The organism is Streptomyces sp. NPDC093094, assembly GCF_044754345.1.
In the GTDB taxonomy this organism is placed as follows: Bacteria; Actinomycetota; Actinomycetes; order Streptomycetales; family Streptomycetaceae; genus Streptomyces.
Genome location: NZ_JBIVOX010000003.1, coordinates 508,156 through 526,221, shown reverse-complemented (window position 1 = coordinate 526,221; position 18,066 = coordinate 508,156). Strand labels below are relative to the sequence as shown.

16 protein-coding genes are annotated in these 18,066 nt (G+C 73.4%); 10 read left to right on the top strand and 6 right to left on the bottom strand.

Annotated features, from left to right (window positions below; genetic code table 11):
- Positions 1-16: 16 nt before the first annotated feature.
- Both ACIQGV_RS08390 and ACIQGV_RS08385 read left to right on the top strand, forming a co-directional pair.
- Entirely contained in the window at positions 17-2,827 is a 2,811-nt protein-coding gene (locus ACIQGV_RS08390; protein ID WP_402492277.1) for a SpoIIE family protein phosphatase, read from the top strand.
- 141 nt (positions 2,828-2,968) lie between these two features.
- On the top strand, positions 2,969-3,796 hold the full coding sequence (locus ACIQGV_RS08385; protein WP_402492274.1) for a chitosanase: 828 nt from the start codon (positions 2,969-2,971) through the stop codon (positions 3,794-3,796).
- Between the two features lie 2 nt (positions 3,797-3,798).
- Here the strand turns inward: ACIQGV_RS08385 and ACIQGV_RS08380 are convergent, their stop codons facing one another.
- Entirely contained in the window at positions 3,799-4,542 is a 744-nt protein-coding gene (locus tag ACIQGV_RS08380; RefSeq protein ID WP_402492271.1) for a Type 1 glutamine amidotransferase-like domain-containing protein, read from the bottom strand.
- Positions 4,543-4,861: 319 nt separating this feature from the next.
- Positions 4,862-6,340: a helix-turn-helix domain-containing protein gene (locus ACIQGV_RS08375; protein ID WP_402492268.1), complete on the bottom strand. Its 1,479-nt coding sequence runs from the start codon at positions 6,338-6,340 to the stop codon at positions 4,862-4,864.
- 332 nt (positions 6,341-6,672) lie between these two features.
- Between ACIQGV_RS08375 and ACIQGV_RS08370 the strand changes: the two genes are divergently transcribed.
- From ACIQGV_RS08370 to ACIQGV_RS08355, 4 genes are all read left to right on the top strand, one after another.
- On the top strand, positions 6,673-7,293 hold the full coding sequence (locus tag ACIQGV_RS08370; protein WP_402492265.1) for an L-threonylcarbamoyladenylate synthase: 621 nt from the start codon (positions 6,673-6,675) through the stop codon (positions 7,291-7,293).
- A 71-nt stretch (positions 7,294-7,364) separates the two neighbouring features.
- Entirely contained in the window at positions 7,365-8,129 is a 765-nt protein-coding gene (locus ACIQGV_RS08365) for a dienelactone hydrolase family protein (protein WP_402492262.1), read from the top strand.
- Between the two features lie 208 nt (positions 8,130-8,337).
- A complete protein-coding gene (locus ACIQGV_RS08360) occupies positions 8,338-9,537 on the top strand; it encodes a glycoside hydrolase family 64 protein (RefSeq protein ID WP_402492259.1) in 1,200 nt (399 codons plus the stop codon).
- A 95-nt stretch (positions 9,538-9,632) separates the two neighbouring features.
- On the top strand, positions 9,633-11,135 hold the full coding sequence (locus ACIQGV_RS08355) for a metallophosphoesterase family protein (protein WP_402492256.1): 1,503 nt from the start codon (positions 9,633-9,635) through the stop codon (positions 11,133-11,135).
- Positions 11,136-11,157: 22 nt separating this feature from the next.
- Here ACIQGV_RS08355 and ACIQGV_RS08350 read toward each other — a convergent pair whose 3' ends face one another.
- Positions 11,158-12,108, bottom strand: a complete 951-nt coding sequence (locus tag ACIQGV_RS08350) for a TauD/TfdA dioxygenase family protein (RefSeq protein WP_402492254.1) — start codon at positions 12,106-12,108, stop codon at positions 11,158-11,160.
- A 111-nt stretch (positions 12,109-12,219) separates the two neighbouring features.
- On the opposite strand from ACIQGV_RS08350, the gene ACIQGV_RS08345 reads away from it, so the two are divergent.
- A complete protein-coding gene (locus ACIQGV_RS08345; protein WP_402492252.1) occupies positions 12,220-12,570 on the top strand; it encodes a hypothetical protein in 351 nt (116 codons plus the stop codon).
- Positions 12,571-12,604: 34 nt separating this feature from the next.
- On the opposite strand, the gene ACIQGV_RS08340 is transcribed toward ACIQGV_RS08345, so the two are convergent.
- Positions 12,605-13,663 (bottom strand): alpha/beta hydrolase family protein, encoded by a 1,059-nt coding sequence (locus tag ACIQGV_RS08340; RefSeq protein ID WP_402492249.1) that lies wholly within the window; start codon positions 13,661-13,663, stop codon positions 12,605-12,607.
- A 39-nt stretch (positions 13,664-13,702) separates the two neighbouring features.
- A complete protein-coding gene (locus tag ACIQGV_RS08335) occupies positions 13,703-14,161 on the bottom strand; it encodes a peroxiredoxin (protein WP_402492247.1) in 459 nt (152 codons plus the stop codon).
- A gap of 301 nt (positions 14,162-14,462) precedes the next feature.
- Between ACIQGV_RS08335 and ACIQGV_RS08330 the strand changes: the two genes are divergently transcribed.
- The gene (locus ACIQGV_RS08330) at positions 14,463-15,242 is read left to right on the top strand and encodes an NPP1 family protein (RefSeq protein WP_402492244.1); all 780 of its coding nucleotides are present in this window, start codon (positions 14,463-14,465) and stop codon (positions 15,240-15,242) included.
- Positions 15,243-15,327: 85 nt separating this feature from the next.
- Positions 15,328-16,263: a hydroxymethylbilane synthase gene (hemC, locus tag ACIQGV_RS08325; RefSeq protein ID WP_402492242.1), complete on the top strand. Its 936-nt coding sequence runs from the start codon at positions 15,328-15,330 to the stop codon at positions 16,261-16,263.
- 46 nt (positions 16,264-16,309) lie between these two features.
- Here hemC and ACIQGV_RS08320 read toward each other — a convergent pair whose 3' ends face one another.
- A complete protein-coding gene (locus ACIQGV_RS08320) occupies positions 16,310-16,825 on the bottom strand; it encodes a hypothetical protein (protein ID WP_402492239.1) in 516 nt (171 codons plus the stop codon).
- A 441-nt stretch (positions 16,826-17,266) separates the two neighbouring features.
- On the opposite strand from ACIQGV_RS08320, the gene ACIQGV_RS08315 reads away from it, so the two are divergent.
- On the top strand, positions 17,267-18,058 hold the full coding sequence (locus ACIQGV_RS08315) for a SigB/SigF/SigG family RNA polymerase sigma factor (protein WP_402492236.1): 792 nt from the start codon (positions 17,267-17,269) through the stop codon (positions 18,056-18,058).
- The last annotated feature ends 8 nt before the right edge of the window (positions 18,059-18,066 follow it).

The following is an 18,066-nucleotide window of genomic DNA, read 5'->3' as shown; positions in this document are numbered from 1 at the left end:
AGTGTAGACATGGCTCATGGTCCGGCTTGTGGGGCGGTCCGGGACGCGTCCGGACCGTCGTCCCGGGGGCATGCGCACGACCCGCGCACCCGGCAGCGCCCGTCCCATGCGTGAGCGGCACGGCCGGCACGCGGCGGACCCCGCACGGCTGCGGCACGCGGCGGCCGTCCGGCCGCGCCCGGGACGGCCGGGACGGCCGACGGGGCTGCGGGCGACGCTCCGCATCCGCAGCCTGGCCGGGCAGGTGTTCGTCCTGCAGTTCGTCGTCGTGCTGCTGCTGGTGGTCGCCGCGGTGGCGGCGCTGGTGCTGCAGGGCCGTCTGGACACCACGACGGAGGCCCGCAACCGCTCGGTGGCCGTGGCGCAGACCTTCGCCAACGCGCCGGGCACCGCCGCCGCGCTGTCCGCGCCCGATCCGACGGCGCTCCTCCAGCCGCACGCCGAGGCCGCCCGGCAGGCGTCCGGGGTCGACTTCATCGTCGTCACGGACCCCGAGGGGACCCGCTACACCCATCCCAGGCCGGACCGCATCGGCAAGAAGTTCGTCGGGAACATCGGGCCCGCGCTGGCCGGCGGGACGGTCGTCGAGGAGATCGACGGCACCATCGGCCGGCTGGTGCAGGCCATCGTGCCGGTCAAGGCGGACGACGGCACGGTGGTGGGCCTGGTGTCCGCCGGCATCACCACCGAGCGGGTGGGCGGCACGGCCGACGACCAGCTGCCGCTGGTGCTGTCCGCCGCGGCAGCCGCGCTGGCCCTGGCGCTGGCCGGGACGGCCCTGGTCAGCCGGCGGCTGCTGCGCCAGACGCACGGTCTGGGCCCGGACGAGATGACCCGGATGTACGAGCACCACGACGCGGTGCTGCACTCCGTGCGCGAGGGCGTGATCATCGTCGGCGGCGAGGGTGCGCTGCTGCTCGCCAACGACGAGGCGCACCGGCTGCTGGACCTGCCTCCCGACGCCGAGGGCCGTCAGGTGCGCGACCTCGGTCTGGACCCGGACACCGCCGCGCTGCTGGCCTCCGCGCGGATGGCCACGGACGAGGTGCATCTGGTCGGTGACCGGTTGCTGGCGGTCAACCAGCGGCCCACCGATCTGGCGGGCGGTCCGGCCGGGAGCGTGGCCACCCTGCGGGACTCCACCGAGCTGCGTGCCCTGTCCGGGCGGGCCGATCTGGCCCGCGAGCGGCTGGCCCTGCTGTACGACGCGGGGGTGCGCATCGGCGGCAGCCTGGACGTGACCCGAACGGCCGAGGAACTGGCGGAGCTCGCCGTGCCGCGGCTGGCGGACTACGTCACCGTGGACCTGTTCGACGCGGTGATCGGCGGGGAGCCGCCGGAGTCCGGCACGGAGCTGCGCCGGACCGCGTCCCGCGGCATCCGCAAGGACGCGCCGCTGTATCCGGTCGGGCGGCGGACCCGGTTCGTGCCGTCGTCGCCGCAGGGCCGCGCCCTCGCCACCGGTGAGGCCGCCCTGGAGCCCCGTCTGGGCACGGCGCACGGCTGGCACGAGCAGGACGTCGAGCGGGCCGGGCAGGTGATGGAGTTCGGCATCCACTCACTGATCACCGTGCCGCTGCGTGCGGGGTCGCTGGTCCTGGGCCTGGTCACGTTCTGGCGTTCGGAGCAGCCCGAGCCGTTCGACGAGGAGGACCGGGCGCTGGCGGAGGAGCTGGTGGCGCGGGCGGCGGTCGCCATCGACAACGCACGCCGCTTCACCCGCGAGCACACGATGGCGGTGACGCTCCAGCGCAGTCTGCTGCCGCGCAGTCTGCCGGAGCAGTCGGCGCTGGAGATCGCCTACCGGTATCTGCCGGCGCAGGCGGGGGTGGGCGGCGACTGGTTCGACGTCCTGCCGCTGTCCGGCGCGCGGGTGGCGCTCGTCGTCGGGGACGTGGTGGGCCACGGGCTGCACGCGGCGGCCACGATGGGCCGGCTGCGCACCGCGGTGCACAACTTCTCGGCCCTGGACCTGCCGCCGAACGAGCTGCTGACCCTGCTGGACGAGCTGGTCGCGCGCATCGACCAGGACGAGACCGAGGAGGGCGACCGGGCGCCGGTCACGGGCGCCACCTGTCTGTACGCGATCTACGATCCGGTCAGCCTGCGGTGCTCGGTCGCGCGGGCCGGTCATCCGCCGCCCGCGCTGGTGCGGCCCGACAGGCTGGTCGAGTTCCTGGACGTGCCCGTGGGTCCGCCGCTGGGCCTGGGCGGTCTGCCGTACGAGACGCAGGACGTGGAGCTGGCCGAGGGCAGCCGGCTGGTGCTGTACACCGACGGTCTGGTCGAGGACCGGGGGCGGGACATCGACGTGGGGCTGGAGCTGCTGCGGGAGGCGCTGGAGGAGGCGGGGCCGTCGCCGGAGGAGACGTGCCGGTCGGTGGTGGACGCCAGGCTGCCGGCCCGGCGGGGCGACGACATCGCCCTGATCGTGGCGCGGACCCGGGCGCTGGCGGCGGACCGGATCGCCGAGTGGGACGTGCCGTCGGACCCGGCGGCGGTGGCGCGGGTGCGCGCCGCGGTCGCCCGGCGGCTGGACGAGTGGGGGCTGGAGGAGCTCGCCTTCACCACGGAGCTGATCCTCAGCGAGCTGGTGACCAACGCGATCCGCTACGGCGCCGGGCCGATCCGGGTGCGGATGCTCTACGACCGCAGTCTGGTCTGCGAGGTGTTCGACAGCAGCAGCACCGCCCCGCATCTGCGCTACGCGGCGATGACCGACGAGGGCGGCCGGGGGCTGTTCCTGGTCGCGCAGCTCGCGGACCGCTGGGGCACGCGCTACGCCGCCGACGGCAAGGTCATCTGGGCCGAGCAGCCGCTGCCGTAGCCCCCGGGGCGGGGATCCCGCCGCGACGAGAGTGCGCCGGAGGTGTTCTCAAGGCCGCGCGAGTCTGATAGGAAACCTTACTAACAGTTCGGCACACGGCACCCGCTCGACCCCCGCCCCCCACCGGATCGGAGCCCCGTGATGCGACCTCTCCCCTCCGCGAGCGCCTCGCGCCGCACTCTCCTCGCCCTGTTCGGCGCCTCACTGGTGTCGGCGCCGCTGCTCGGCTCCCCGCGGGCGGCCGCCGCCCCGGACCGGGCGCCGGGGCTGGACGACCCGGCGAAGAAGGAGATCGCCATGCAGCTGGTGTCCAGCGCGGAGAACTCCTCCCTCGACTGGAAGGCCCAGTACAAGTACATCGAGGACATCGGCGACGGCCGCGGCTACACCGCCGGGATCATCGGCTTCTGCTCCGGCACCGGCGACATGCTCGACCTGGTCGAGCTCTACGCCGCACGGCGCCCGGGCAACGTCCTCGCCCGCTATCTGCCCGCCCTGCGCGAGGTGGACGGCACCGACTCGCACGAAGGTCTCGACCCCGGCTATCCGGGCGACTGGCGCAGGGCCGCCCGCGACGGGGCGTTCCAGCAGGCCCAGAACGACGAGCGCGACCGGGTGTACTTCGACCCGGCGGTCCGCCAGGGCAGGGCGGACGGACTGCGGGTCCTGGGCCAGTTCGCCTACTACGACGCCCTGGTGATGCACGGCGACGGGACGGACCCCACGTCGTTCCGCAGCATCCGCGCCCGTGCGCTGCGCTCGGCGCAGCCCCCGTCACGCGGCGGCGACGAGGTGCGCTACCTGCACGCCTTCCTCGACGCGCGGGTGTGGGCGATGCGGCAGGAGGAGGCGCACAGCGACACCAGCCGCGTGGACACCGCCCAGCGGGTCTTCCTCACCCGGGGCAACCTCGGCCTCGACACGCCGCTCGACTGGCGGGTGTACGGGGACAGCTACCACATCGGCTGAGGTCAGCAGCCGGGGGCGGTGGGGAGCCGGCGCGGTGCGATGCGCTCCTCCACCGCCTCGTCGCCCTCGCGCCGCACCACGTAGGCGCTCTTGCCGGGCAGCTCCGTCACGGCCCCGACCAGCCGTGTGCCCCGGTAGACGAGGCCGACGCCGTCGTCCGTGCAGTGGGCCTCGGGGAACGTGCCGTCCGCGACGAGCCGGTGCATCAGCGGGCGGCGGCCCCCGTCGGAGTCGTAGTGCACACCGTTGCCGTACGGCAGGAGGCCGAGGGCGTCGGTGACGGGGCGCAGTTCGGGCCCGTACGAGTCCGTCGCGCCGCCCTGGAACCAGCAGATGGAACCGGCGCTCACGCCGCTGAGCACCACGCCGGACTCCCAGGCGCGGCGCATGATCCTCTCCAGCGCGTGCACCCGCCACACCGCCAGCAGGTTGGCGACCGAGCCGCCCATCACCCATACGACGTCGCTGTCGAGGACCGCGCCCTCCATGTCCTCCAGGTTGGGCATCGGGAACAGCATCAGCGGGGTCAGGTCGAAGCCCGCCACCCGGGCCGCCTCCATCATGCGGGCGGTGGCGTGCTCGGAGTCGCCGATGGCGGTGCCGACGTACATGACCCGGGGGCGCCGGCCGTGCACGCCGGACAGCTCGACGGCGTGATGGACCAGGGAGTCGAACAGCAGCCTGGTGCGCCCGCCGAGTCGGTGGCCGCCCGAGGTCGCGAGGATGGTCGGTTCCGGAGCTGTCATGTCCTTGATCATAACGGCCGGCCGGCGGGGCCGCGGCGGTGACGGGATCTCCCGGCACGGACCTCACGCCCGGCGTGCCGGTCCCGGGGCGACGGGCTGCCGCGAGGGGCCCGACCGGTCCCCCGTGCCGGTCGCGCCCCTGCGGCTCGACGAACCTATGTGTGCGGTCCACCGGTTGTGAATCGTGTCGGTGCCCGCTCCGGTGCACGAAGGACTCACCTGTGCACAGCCGCGCCCGGCTGGTCCCGGTTCGTCGGTGTCCACGGCCTCCGCGGACCCCGCCCGGACGGGTGCCGGGCCCCGGTCTCCGGTACGGGCCCTACACCGCCGCCAGCGCGGGCGGGGCGAGCTCGCCGAGGGCGAGATGGGCCAGGACGATCTCATAGAGGTCGCTGCCGGAGGCCAGCAGCTGGCGTTGCAGAACGGGTTCGGCGCCGCGTACATGGTCGCGCACGGTCTGCGGATGCACGCCCAGTGTCTGCGCGGCCCGTTCGGCGTTGCCGCCCGAGGCGAGCCAGGCCCGCAGGGTGCGCCGAAGATCGCGTCCGTCGGCGTCGAGGCGGCCGAGCAGTCCGCGGGCCCAGGAGCGCAGGGCGGGGCCGGCCAGCAGTCCGGCGAGCCCGGCACGGTCCGCGTCGGGCTGCGGCCGGGGAGCGTCGGTGAGACCGGCCTGGGTGTTCAGGGCGAGATGGACGGTGGCGCGGACGGTGAGGTCGGAGAAGTCGGCGCACAGCAGACCCTCCACGCGCTCCATGCGGGCGCGCACGGTGTTGCGGCTGACCCCGAGCACCTTCGCCGTGCTCACGGCGGTGAACTCCAGGCCGAGCCGGGTGGTGGCGAGGAGTTCCGCGCGGGTGTGGTGGGCGAGGGTGTCGAGGGGGCTCAGCAGCCGCGCGGTCCAGGCGTGCAGCGTGCGCGGGTCCATGAGCCGTTCGGGGTGGGTGCGTTCGGCGTAGAGCGCGGCCTTGTCGGGACGGAAGCGGGCGACGGCGAGGGCGCTGACGGCCTGGCCGTAGGCGGTCGCGGTGCGCGCGAGACCGTGCCGACGGCTGCCGCCGAGGAAGGTGCCGGGGCGGCTGCCGACGAGGGAACGCAGCGCCTCGGCGGACCGGTCGCCGGGGGCGACCACGATGACATGGGCGTCGACCGCCGGGCAGCGCACGACGAGGGCCCGCTCCCCGGTGGCGTCGAGGCAGTCCTCGGCGAACCGGTCGCGGTCCTCGGGCCTGCTCTCGGCGACGTACACCCGGGCGGTGTCGATGTCGAGCAGGCCGGGCCACAGCCCCGCGGCGACCCGGCGGGCGGAGACGATGTCCTCCACCATGAGCAGCTGGAGGATGGCCAGCCGCAGGTCCGAGGTGGCCCGCTCCAGGCGCCGGGCGGCCGTGGCCGTTCCTCCGGCGCCGAGGAGGAGTTCGACGACGGCGGCGGTGTGGGTGACGATGTCGGCGCTGCGGCGGTCGAAGGGGGCGGTGCGGGAGACGGCCAGGACGGCGGCCCGTTCCGGACCGGGCCGGTCGATGCGGACCAGCCGCAGATGGCGTCCGGCGTCCTCCAGCGCTGCGGAGGCGATCCGTCCGGCGATGACGTCCGTGGTGAGCACCGGGTCGAGGGCGATCGGCCGCCCGGCGAGCAGCGTCCCGCCGTGCCCGCGCAGACAGACGACGCCTTCCAGCGTGCGCGCCAGCCAGTCGACGACGCGGCCGAGATCCCGTCCTGTGGGCCGCAGATGCTCCAGCAGCTCCTCCGCCCAGGCGGACGGGGCTCCTGGCGGCACTGCGCTGCCGCGGCCGGCCATGCCGCGCCCTCCTCGTCTCTCGTACGACCCCGCCTGCGGGGACACTGTCCCAGTGACCTGCCAAGACGCCGGGGCCGTCACTTCAGTTCCCTGCCGCACACCACCTGCGCCCCGGTGTCCATGGTGCCCCAGCCGGTGAGGATGACCGGGTCCGGTCCCGGGGCGCGGTCGTCGACGGGGAAGCCGGGGCGGGGGCGGGGGCACCCCGGGACCGACGGACGCGACGGGCGACAGGCGCGACGGACGACGGACGCGGCAGGCGGCAGGCGGAGCGAGCCCGGCGTGGCGGCCGGATGCAGGGGGCCGGCCTCCGGCGGGCATAAGCTCGGACGATGGCGAAGTACTACGACGTGCACCCCGACAATCCCCAGCCGCGCACCATCTCCCAGGTCGCCGACAGCATCCGTGACGGCGCGCTCATCGCGTACCCGACCGACTCCTGCTACGCGCTGGGCTGCCGCATCGGCAGCCGCGACGGCGTCGACCGGATCCGGACCATCCGCCGACTGGACGACCGGCACCACTTCACCCTCGTGTGCCAGGACTTCGCCCAGCTCGGCCAGTTCGTCCGCGTGGACAACGACGTCTTCCGGGCGGTCAAGGCGTCGACGCCGGGCAGCTACACCTTCATCCTCCCGGCGACGAAGGAGGTGCCGCGCGCGCTCCAGCACCCGAAGAAGAAGACCGTCGGTGTGCGCATCCCCGACCATGTCGTCACCCAGGCCCTGGTCGGCGAACTCGGCGAGCCCCTGCTGTCCAGCACCCTGCTGCTGCCCGACGAGGACGAGCCCCTGACGCAGGGCTGGGAGATCAAGGACCGCCTCGACCACGTCCTGGACGGCGTGGTCGACTCCGGCGACTGCGGCACCGAACCGACCACGGTGATCGACTTCTCCGGCGGCGAGGCGGAGATCGTGCGACGCGGCGCGGGCGACACCACCAGGTTCGAGTAGGGAACCGAAGCGCCCTCCCCGCACCCGCACCCGGCCACAACCCGCCGTCGAACGCCGCAGGAGACCTCGTCATGACCACCGTGGAGGGAAGGTCCGTGGACGTCCGCACCGCGGACGGCACCGCCGACGCCTACCTGACGCATCCGGCCGACGGCGGGCGGCACCCAGGGGTGCTGATGTACATGGACGCGTTCGGGCCCCGCCCGCAGCTGCGCTCGGCGGCGGACCGGCTGGCCGCCGCCGGGTACACCGTGCTGCTGCCGAACGTGTTCTACCGGCACGGCCGTGCCCCCGTGGTGCCGCTGCCCGCGTTCCTCGACGCCGACGCCGAGCGCGCGCTGTTCGTGCACCTCGGCCCGATCCTGCGCGGTCTGACCCCGGACCTGGCGATGCGGGACGCCGAGGCGTATCTGCGGACGCTCGCCGACTGCCCCGCGGCCGCGCCCGGCCCGGTGGGCGTGACGGGCTACTGCATGGGCGCCCGGCTGTCCCTGCGGACCGCCGCCGCCTTCCCGGAGCGGGTGGCGGCCGCGGCCGGGTTCCACGGCGGGCGGCTGGCGACCGAGGCGCCGGACAGCCCGCATCTGGTGGCCGGCCGGATCACCGCGGAGGTGTACTTCGGGCACGCCGACGCCGACCCCTCGCTGCCGGCCGACCAGATCGCCCGGCTCGAACAGGCCCTGACCGACGCGGGCGTACGCCACCGCTGCGAGGTGTACCCCGGCGCCCCGCACGGCTTCACCCAGGCCGACAGCCACGCCTACGACGCGGACGCCGACGCGCGGCACCGGGCGGCCCTGCTCGACCTGCTGGACCGGACACTCACCTCCCGCTGAGGACACCGCCGGCCCCGGCGACCACTCCGGCACGCCCCCGCCCCGGCCCGGCGGGCGTGCCGCGTTCCCCGGCCCCGCCGCGGCGGGCGCATCGCGGTCCTCACGTCGTACTCATTGACATGCACGCATCCTCACGCCACTCTGAGAGCGCTCTCAAACTGGTCCGGACCAATTCCCCCCACCCGACCACGACGCACGGAGACGCAGCATGTTCGCAAGCCTCCGAAGCCGCCTGCTGCCCCTGGGCGCGGCGGCCGCACTGCTCGGCACCCTCCTGGCGGTCGGCGGGCCGTCGACCGCGGACGCCGCGGTGCCCGCCACGATCCCGCTGAAGCTCACCAACAACTCCGGCCGCGGCGACGCGGTCCACGTGTACGTCCTGGGCACCAACCTGACGACCGGCCGGCAGGGCTGGGCCGACGCCGGCGGCGCCTTCCACGACTGGCCGGCGGGCGGCAACCCGCCGACCCCCGCCCCCGACGCCTCCATCCCCGGCCCGGCCGCCGGGCAGTCGAAGACGATCAGAATCCCCAAGCTCTCCGGGAGGATCTACTTCTCCTACGGCCAGAAGCTCGTGTTCAAGCTGACCACCGGCGGCCTGGTGCAGCCGGCCGTGCAGAACCCGACCGACCCCAACCGCAACATCCTCTTCAACTGGTCCGAGTACACGCTCAACGACTCCGGGCTGTGGATCAACAGCACCCAGGTCGACATGTTCTCGGTGCCGTACACGGTCGGCGTACAGCGCTCCAACGGCAGCACCGCCAACACCGGCCGGCTCAAGCCGGGCGGCTACAACGGGGTATTCTCCGCGCTGCGGGCCCAGCCGGGCGGCTGGGGCAACCTGGTGCAGACCCGCTCCGACGGCACCGTCCTGCGGGCCCTCTCCCCGGCGTACGGCCTGGAGACGGGCGCCCTCCCGGCGAACGTGCTGGGCGACTACGTCAACCGCGTCTGGCAGAAGTACGCCACGACCACCCTCACGGTCACCCCGTTCGCCGACCAGCCGAACACCCGTTACTTCGGCCGGGTCTCGGGCAACGTCATGAACTTCACCAACTCCTCCGGCGCGGTCGTCACCAGCTTCTCCAAGCCGGACGCGGCCAGCGTCTTCGGCTGCCACCGGCTGCTGGACGCCCCCAACGACGCCGTGCGCGGCCCGATCTCGCGCACCCTGTGCGCGGGCTACAACCGCTCCACCCTGCTGACCAACCCCAACCAGCCCGACACCTCGTCGGCCGGCTTCTACCGGGACGCGGTGACCAACCACTACGCCCGGGTCATCCATGAGCGGACGGAGGACGGGAAGGCGTACGCCTTCGCCTTCGACGACGTCGGGCAGCACGAGTCCCTCGTCCACGACGGCAACCCGCTCCAGGCGTACCTCACCCTCGACCCGCTCTCCTGAGCGTCACGCCGGGTGGGGCGCGGTGCGGCGGCGACCCCGCCAACCACGCTCCACCCGGCTCCCGTTGACCAGGTGTCCGTTGTTACGGTGCACAGGTGTCCGAATCCTCACGCGATACCGCCAAGGGCGCCGGCTGGGGCGCCGCCGAACCGGGCGAGTACCGGCGGCTGATGCCGCCCCGGCCGAAGAAGATCTTCTGGCTCGACCCGCGCACCATGTGGGGTGCCCGCAACGGCGTCCTCGCCTCCCTGTTCGGCGACCCCACCGGGCACACCCGCTCCCGCTGGACGGCCCAGCGCACCGCGGCGGGCGCCCCGGCGGACCGGGTCATCCGGCGCGACGACCCGGACAGCTTCTCGTTCCTGCTGATCGGCGACACCGGCGAGGGCCACGAGCCCCAGTACGCCGTCGTACCGGGCCTGCTGAAGGTCGGTCAGGACACCCGCTTCACCGTCCTCGCCAGTGATGTGATCTACCCCGTCGGAGCCACCGACGACTACGGCACCAAGTTCTTCCGCCCGTACCGGGACTACCGGGCGCCCGTCTACGCGATACCGGGCAACCACGACTGGTACGAGGACCTCACCGGCTTCATGCGCGTCTTCTGCGGCGACGCCCCGCCCCTGGCCCCGGAACCCGCGCCGCGCCCCCTCACCCGGGCCTGGCTGCGCTCGCTGCTGTGGCACCGGCCGGGCCCGGTGGACGAGCAACGCCTCGCCGAGGCCCGCACGTTGCGCCCCGACCCCGCCCAGCAAGCCGTACAGCCGGGCCCGTACTGGGCGATCGACGCCGGGCCGATCCGGATCGTGGGCATCGACACCGGGCTGCTCGGCACGCTCGACGCCGAACAGGGCGCGTGGCTGCGGGAGGTGTCGCGCGATCCGCGCCCGAAGATCCTCGTGACCGGCCGGCCGCTGTACGTGGACGGCGAGCACCACCCGTGCCCGATCGAGGGGGGCGGCACGGTCGACGACATCGTCCGTGACCCGGCCCACCGGTACGTGGCGGCGATAGGCGGCGACATCCACAACTACCAGCGGTACCCGGTCGACGTGGACGGCCGCACCGTGCAGTACGTCGTCGCGGGCGGCGGCGGGGCCTTCATGCACGCCACGCACACCATCCCCCGGGTCTCGGTGGCCGGGGTGACCGAACGGGACTTCCGCTGCTATCCGCTGCGCGGCGACTCCCTCGCCTTCTACAGCGGGCTCTACGGCCGCCGGCTCGGGCTGCGCCGGCTGCTCGCCCTCACCGAGGACGAGGCCACCGCGGTCGTCGCCGAGCGCCTCGCCTACACACCGGCCCGCGCGCCCGGGTCCGCGGTCCGGGTCACCCGTCGCGCCCGGCTGGTGGCGTCCCTCCTGGGCACGGGCCGCCGCCCGGACCGCGGCTCCCGCTTCCGGCTCCCGGTGCGCAAGGTCTACACGGACCTGTTCTCCCCGGGATCGGCGACCTACAGCCCGCCGTTCTTCAAGTGCTTCCTGCGCCTCGACGTCTCCCCGGACGCGATCCGGCTGCGCTGCCACGCGGCCACCGGCAACCGCGCCCAGGAGGAGGCCCCGCCCGTCGAGGACGAGGTGACGATCCCGCTGCGCTGAGAGCGGACGTCGGACGGGGCGGTCACCAGCGGCCCGCCTCGGTGCCGGTGACCGGCTCGGACGGCTTGCCGTCGACGCCGACCGGCACCTCTCCGGCCAGCATCACCCGGTGCATGACGCGCGGGTGTCCGAGGTGGGCACTGTCGGAGGGGGCGAGATGGACGGTGGCGCGGTTGTCCCAGAAGGCCACGCTGCCCGGCTCCCAGCGGAAACGGACGGTGTACTCGGGACGGACCGCCTGCTCCAGCAGCATCTCCAGGACCGCGGCGCTCTCCGCGCGGGACAGGCCGTCGATCTGCTCGACGTAGTAGCCGTTGACGAACAGCATCCGCTCGCCGGTCTCCGGGTGCACCCGGACCAGCGGATGCAGGGAGGCGACCTGATGGTCCAGCAGATGCCGGACGTAGGAGTCGTCGCCGGGCCGCGGCTGGTACCCGACGCCGAGCCGGTGCTCGGCCCGCAGCCCGTCGACGAACTCGCGTACGGGCGCGGACAGTCCGGCGTACGCCGCCGCGAGGTTGGACCAGGTGGTGTCGCCGCCGTACGGCGGGACGGTCTCGGCGCGCAGGATCGTCGCCGCGGGCGGGTCGATCCGGGCGCCGTGGTCGCAGTGCCAGCCGCGCAGCAGGGTGTGCCGGCGCCGCCGCAGCCACTCCTCGTGCTCCATCCCGAACCGCCCGCCCAGCTCCAGCCGGTCCGCGGTCGTCTCCACCTCCGGCACACCGGCCGGTGACGCGCTCCCCCGTCTGCCCGGCACCACGGGCTCACCGAACCGCCGTGCGAACGCCACATGCGCGGCGTGGTCCAGCCGCTGTCCCCGGAAGAACACCACCTTCCACCGCAGTACGGCCGCCCTGATCAGGGCGACCACGTCCTCCCCGAGGTCCTGCGCGAGATCGACCCCGGTGATCTCCGCCCCGATGAACCCGGCAGCCGGCCTCACCTCGACCCCCGGCACCTGCTCCGCCGCCATCCGCCCTCCACCGATCGTCCGTCACGGCCATGCCCGATGGTGTCAGTGATCCATCCGGCCGACCAGCGAATCCGTTCGCCGCCCCCGCGCCCCGGCGATACGCTCGCCCGCATGTGCCTGACGGATCTCAGAGCCGGCTTCCGCGACGACGAGCAGCTGGGGCGGGCGCGGTCCGTGATCCACAGCAGGCTCGCGGACGACCGGGACCAGCAGGAGTGCCGCTACCTCATGCGGTTCTGGTGGCAGCTGTCGATGCCGTACCAGGAGGTCACGCTCGCCCAGCTCAGGGCGTACGTCGGCGAGCCCGGGCTCAGGCTCGTCGAGGAGCTCGTCGACGCCGTGCGCACCTCCCACGAGGCGATCGACGCGTGGATCGACGCCGCGGAGCGGTCGCTCCCCGTCGTCCACGACCGCGGCCACGCCCGCGAGGCTGCACATCGCACGGACGCCGTCACCCCGTGAACCGGAGGCGGGGCCGGAGCGCCCCGTCACCGGCTCAGCGCAGATGACGTCCGAAGAACGCCAGCGTGACGTCCATGGAGTCGGGCCACCGTGGCCCGAAGGTGTGCCCCTCGCCCTCGTACATCCGCAGCTCCACGTCCTTGCCCGCCTTCTCGAACGCGGCGGCCGTCCGACGCGACCAGCGCGGCGGGCACACGGTGTCGGCCGTGCCGTGGTGGATCAGCAGGGGCTCGGTGACCCGGTCCACGTACGTCAGCGGCGAGGCCGCCCTCCAGAACGCGGGGTTCTCCTCGGGGCTGCCGTGCTCGGCCTCGACCTGCTCGGCGAGCGGGTCGTCCTCGCCGCGCCGGAAGTGTTCGAGGTTCTCCTCGGGGCGGGGACTGACCGGGGCGAACACGACCGCCGCGTCGACCAGACCGGGCGCCACGACGAGGGTGTTGTACACGACCCCACCGCCCATGGAGCGCCCCAGCAGCCCGATCCGGTCGCCGTCGACCTCCGGACGGCCCGAGCCGCGCAGGGCCAGGACGGCACCGATGGTGTCCTCGGTGTAGCCGAGCCGCAGATCGACGTCGTTGTCCGGGTCGCGGTCGGAGCCGGCGTGGTTGCGGTAGTCGGTGTGCAGGACGACATAGCCCTCGCGGGCGAGGAGGTCCTGCTCCCGGGCGAGGCCGCGGCCGCTGGTGTAGACGGCCGGGTCGATGTACCCGTGCGCCAGCACCAGCGCGGGGAAGGGACCCCTGCCGCGCGGGACGTTCATGACGCCCGAGACGGTCAGCCCGTTCGCCCGGTACGTCACCGCGTACCGCGTGTAGGCGTCCGTGCGGGCCAGCACCGCCGTGGTGCGCAGACCGGACCCCCTGTGCTCGCGGGCCACGAGGCCCGGGATCGAGACGGGGTCGACCGGTGAGGCGCTCGGCGACGGGGAGGCGGAGGAGGTCGGCGCGGGCGCGGTGGCAGCGGCGGTGGCGGGTGTGCGCGAGCCGCTCGGCGCGGCCGGCGGCGCGCTGCCGTCGCCGCCGCCGCTGCATCCCGCCAGGGCCGCCAGGACCAGGCAGGCGGTCGTCGTGGCCGTGCTCCTGCGCCGCCGCATGGACCCAGTGTCCCCGATCGGCGCCCGCGGCGGGTCCGGTCAGCCGCGGAGCACGGCGAGGGCCCGGTCGGCGTGGGTGTTCATGCGCAGTTCGCTGCGCACGACCTCCAGCACCGTGCGGTCACGCCCTATGACGAAGGTGACCCGCTTGGTCGGCGCCAGCGTGAAGCCCCGCTTCACCCCGAACCGTTCCCGCACCGCCCCGTCGGTGTCGGACAGCAGCGGCATGCCGAGGGTGTGCTGCCCGGAGAACTCCCGCTGCCGTTCCACGCTGTCGCCGCTGATCCCCACGGGCGTCGCGCCGACGGCGGCGAACTCCGCGGCCAGGTCCCTGAAGTGGCACGCCTGCGCGGTGCAGCCCGGCGTCAGGGCCGCGGGGTAGAAGAAGAGCACCACCGGGCCGTCGGCGAGCAGCTCCGACAGTCTCCGTGCCGCCCCCGTCTCGTCCGGCAGCTCGAAGTCCTCGACGACGTCGCCGACCTGGGGTTGCGCGCCCATGCTTCCTCCTCCGGAGCGGCCCGGGGTTCCTCTCCCCGGTGACCGGGGCGCGATATTACTGGACGGTACGCGTCCCGCCGCACCCGGCCGTCCCTCGCCGGGGCACCCGCTCGGCCCCGGAGCGCCCGCTCCCGCCCGGCCGCGCCCGGAGTCCGGCAAGGCGTCACGGACCCACTGTCGGGATGCCTTTCATCACGCGGACGCCTCCAGCCTCTTGGCGTTCCAGGTGATCGGCGGCAAGCTGAACTGCCTTGCCCCCCACAGCCGTTCAGGCTGCGCCCCGCACCAGGAGGAGGACGCAGTGCCGTCGTCGCCCACGTCCCGTACACACCGCAGGAGATGGCTCACCGGTCTCGGTGGTGCCGCCGCGCTCGTCGTCGCCTTCCCCGGCGTCGCGCTCGCCGCGCCGCCCCCGGCGCTGCCCGCCTCCGCCGACGCGCTGGACCGGACGTTCCAGCCGGCCTACGACTACGACACCGACGGCTGCTACGCCACGGCGGCCATCGGCCCCGACGGCTCGGTCAGCCCCGGCCTCAAACCCACCGGCGCCCTCAACGGGCAGTGCCGGGACGCGTCCGACCTGGACAGCACCAACGGCTACTCCCGCTCCAAGTGCAACAACGGCTGGTGCGCGATCCTCTACGGGTCGTACTTCGAGAAGGACCAGGCGCTGCCCGGCATCAGCCTCGGCGGACACCGGCACGACTGGGAGCATGTCGTGGTCTGGGTGCAGGACAACCAGGTCAAGTACGTCTCGACGTCCAACCACGGCTCGTTCACCGTGCACGGCGCCTCGCAGATGCGTTTCGAGGGCACCCACGCGAAGGTCGTCTACCACAAGGACGGCATCAGCACCCACTGCTTCCGGGCCGCCGGATCGGGCGACGAGCCGCCGGAGAACCACAAGCGCACCTGGCAGTACCCGACGCTGGTCGGCTGGAACGGCTACCCGGCCGGGATCCGCGAGAAGCTCGTCGCGTACGACTTCGGCAGCGCCCACTTCGGCCTGAAGGACGGCAGCTTCGAGTCGCATCTGGCCTCCGCCAAGCCGTCGGGCATCGCGTTCGACCCGTACGCCTGAGTCCGGTTCGAACGCCGGCGCGACCGCGTGGGTGACGTCGGTGGAGCTCCTGCACCGCTCCACCGGCGGGCACTATCGTGGGCGCATGTCCGCACCCGAACTGATCCGGATCGTCTCCCGTGACTCGCCCATGGCGCTGGCCCAGGTGGAGCGTGTGCGCGCCGAGTTGAGCGCGCTGTACCCCGAAGTCCGCACCACGGTGGTGCCGGTGAAGACCACCGGTGACAAGTGGCTGGGCGACCTGTCGAAGGTCGACGGCAAGGGGGCGTTCACCAAGGAGGTGGACGCGGCGCTGCTGGCCGGTGAGGCCGACCTCGCGGTGCACTGCGTCAAGGACGTGCCCGCCGACCGGCCGCTGCCCGCCGGGACCGTGTTCGCCGCGTTCCTGAAGCGGGACGACATCCGCGACGCGCTCGTCCATCCGGGCGGTCTCACCCTGGACGAGCTGCCGGCCGGCACCCGCATCGGCACCTCCTCGGTGCGCCGGATCGCCCAGCTCGCCGCCACGCATCCGCAGCTGGAGTGCGTGCCGTTCCGCGGCAACGCCAACCGCCGGCTGGAGAAGCTCGCGGCGGGCGAGGCGGACGCGCTGCTGCTCGCGGTGTCCGGCCTGGAGCGGATCGGCCGGCCGGACGTGATCAGCGAGGTGCTCTCGCCCGAGACGATGATGCCGCCGATCGGCGCGGGCGTCCTGGCCCTGCAGTGCCGGGAGGGCGACAGCGAGCTGATCGACACGGTGAGCGCCCTCGGCGACCCGGCGACACACCGGGAGGCCACCGCCGAACGGATGTTCCTGCATGTGCTCCAGGGGCACTGCAACAGCCCGATCGCCGGCTTCGCCCAGGTCGACCGCACCGGGGAGATGTCCCTGCGGGCATGTGTGTTCACCCCGGACGGCAAGACCCGGCTGAACGCCCACGAGTGGGCGGGCCGCCTGGACCCCGCCACGCTCGGCACGTCGGTCGCCGTGGCGCTGCTGCGTCAGGGGGCGCGCGAGATCATCGACGGCATCCCGCACTGACCACGCCGGCGTCCCGCACGGACGCATTGGCCGGACCGGGCACCGCTCAGGCGGTGCCCTCCTCGGCCTGGTCGCGCAGGAAGTTGCTGACCTGGTGGGCGACGCCGCAGCCCGGGCCGGTGTGCGTGCCCTCGGCCTCGTGCAGTCCGGCACCGCCCACCCACAGGCGGCGCCCGGCCCACTCCTCGTCCACCCGCAGCTGGACCTGGACGTCGATCTGGGCGAGCGCGGCCTCGGGGCCGGCCGCGAAGAGCACGGCGGTCGCCCGGCGGAGCGGGTGGACGTCGTAGCCCTCGATGAACTGCGAGTTGCGCCAGTCGATGAAGGCGCTCTCGCCGTCCGGGCCGATGCGCACGTCGATCTGGCCGTCCTCCAGGTGGATGCCGAAGTGGCGCGTGCCGCGGTTCTCGACGGTCACCCGGAGGCTGAAGTAGGTCAGCCCCTCGGCGGCGTCGTCCCGGCCGCGCGGGGGCTCGGCCTGCTCAAGACGGTGGACGCGGACACGCAGACCGGCGTGCTCGTCGTACTCCTGCCAGTCCCCGACCACGTTCGGCTCGCACACAATGCACCCTCTCGACTTCCGACGTGCTTCCTATCCGTGCGCCGATCGCACTGTCAAATGAGCGGAATGCGCGGTACCCACGGGGTTCGTGGCCTTGATCGGCGATCAAGCGCTGCCCAGGAAGAACGCCCCGGCACCCATGCGGGACGCCCGCCCCGGCGTGCTGCACATCACGTTCCGGGGCCCGGCGGCCGCCCCGCACGGACCATGCCCCATTCATCCATTTCCCTGTGCAATCGTCCGATTGCAGGGCGTATAACTATTCACGAAATGTGTTTCGCCTGTGAAGGCCCGGGGAATCCGTACAGCAGTGCTTCGGACCGGAGGCACGTCCGTGGGACCGTGCTCACCAGGCTTCCGGTGCCTTCGTGAGTCCGACGCGCGCGCCTCCCACGGTGCCCCCCCTTTCCAGGCACCACCTGCCCAGGGAGGTGCGCGATCGTGCGTATCACCGGCAGAACCAGGCAGCACCCCCACGACGACGCTCCCGACACCGCCGCGGCCTTCGACAGACTGCGCCGGCTGCCCGTCGGGCCCGAGCGTGAGGCACTCCGCGACGAGCTGGTCAGGGCGTGGCTGCCCATGGCCGAACGCATCGCCGTCCGCTTCCGCGGCCGCGGCGAGGCTCTGGAGGATCTTTACCAGGTGGCGGCTCTCGGACTCGTGAAGGCCGTCGACCACTACGACCCGGCCCGCGGTCACGCCTTCGAGGCGTACGCCGTACCGACCGTGACCGGTGAGCTCAAGCGCCACTTCCGTGACCACATGTGGACGCTCCACGTCCCGCGTCGCGTCCAGGACCTGCGCAACCGCGTCCGGCGTGCCACGAAGGAGCTGTCCCAGACCACACCGGGCCGCAACCCGACCGTCGCGGAGATCGCCGAGCGGGCAGGTCTCAGCGAGGCCGAGGTGCGCACCGGGATGGAGGCCCTGGACTGCTTCTCCGCCCTGTCGCTGGACGCGGAGATGCCCGGCACCGACGGATACGCGCTGGGCGACGCGATCGGAGGCCCCGACCCGAGCTACGACGTCGTCGTGGACCGCGTGGCCGTCAGGCCCTGCATCGAAGCCCTCCCGGAACGCGAGCGGACCATCCTCTACCTGCGCTTCTTCCAGGGCATGACCCAGAGCTCCATCGCCGAGCAGCTCGGCATCTCCCAGATGCACGTCTCCCGGCTGCTGAGCGGATGCTTCGCGCACCTGCGCGAGGAACTGCTGGCCGAGGCCGGATGACGACAGGC

Excerpts from the sequence above, each read along its gene's own strand:
- ACIQGV_RS08375 (WP_402492268.1), bottom strand. The coding sequence starts at position 6,340 with ATGGCCGGCCGCGGCAGCGCAGTGCCGCCAGGAGCCCCGTCCGCCTGG.
- hemC (WP_402492242.1), top strand. The coding sequence starts at position 15,328 with ATGTCCGCACCCGAACTGATCCGGATCGTCTCCCGTGACTCGCCCATG.
- ACIQGV_RS08380 (WP_402492271.1), bottom strand. The coding sequence starts at position 4,542 with ATGACAGCTCCGGAACCGACCATCCTCGCGACCTCGGGCGGCCACCGA.
- ACIQGV_RS08350 (WP_402492254.1), bottom strand. The coding sequence starts at position 12,108 with ATGGCGGCGGAGCAGGTGCCGGGGGTCGAGGTGAGGCCGGCTGCCGGG.
- ACIQGV_RS08360 (WP_402492259.1), top strand. The coding sequence starts at position 8,338 with ATGTTCGCAAGCCTCCGAAGCCGCCTGCTGCCCCTGGGCGCGGCGGCC.
- ACIQGV_RS08370 (WP_402492265.1), top strand. The coding sequence starts at position 6,673 with ATGGCGAAGTACTACGACGTGCACCCCGACAATCCCCAGCCGCGCACC.
- ACIQGV_RS08390 (WP_402492277.1), top strand. The coding sequence starts at position 17 with ATGGTCCGGCTTGTGGGGCGGTCCGGGACGCGTCCGGACCGTCGTCCC.
- ACIQGV_RS08365 (WP_402492262.1), top strand. The coding sequence starts at position 7,365 with ATGACCACCGTGGAGGGAAGGTCCGTGGACGTCCGCACCGCGGACGGC.
- ACIQGV_RS08335 (WP_402492247.1), bottom strand. The coding sequence starts at position 14,161 with ATGGGCGCGCAACCCCAGGTCGGCGACGTCGTCGAGGACTTCGAGCTG.
- ACIQGV_RS08345 (WP_402492252.1), top strand. The coding sequence starts at position 12,220 with ATGTGCCTGACGGATCTCAGAGCCGGCTTCCGCGACGACGAGCAGCTG.
- ACIQGV_RS08385 (WP_402492274.1), top strand. The coding sequence starts at position 2,969 with ATGCGACCTCTCCCCTCCGCGAGCGCCTCGCGCCGCACTCTCCTCGCC.
- ACIQGV_RS08340 (WP_402492249.1), bottom strand. The coding sequence starts at position 13,663 with ATGCGGCGGCGCAGGAGCACGGCCACGACGACCGCCTGCCTGGTCCTG.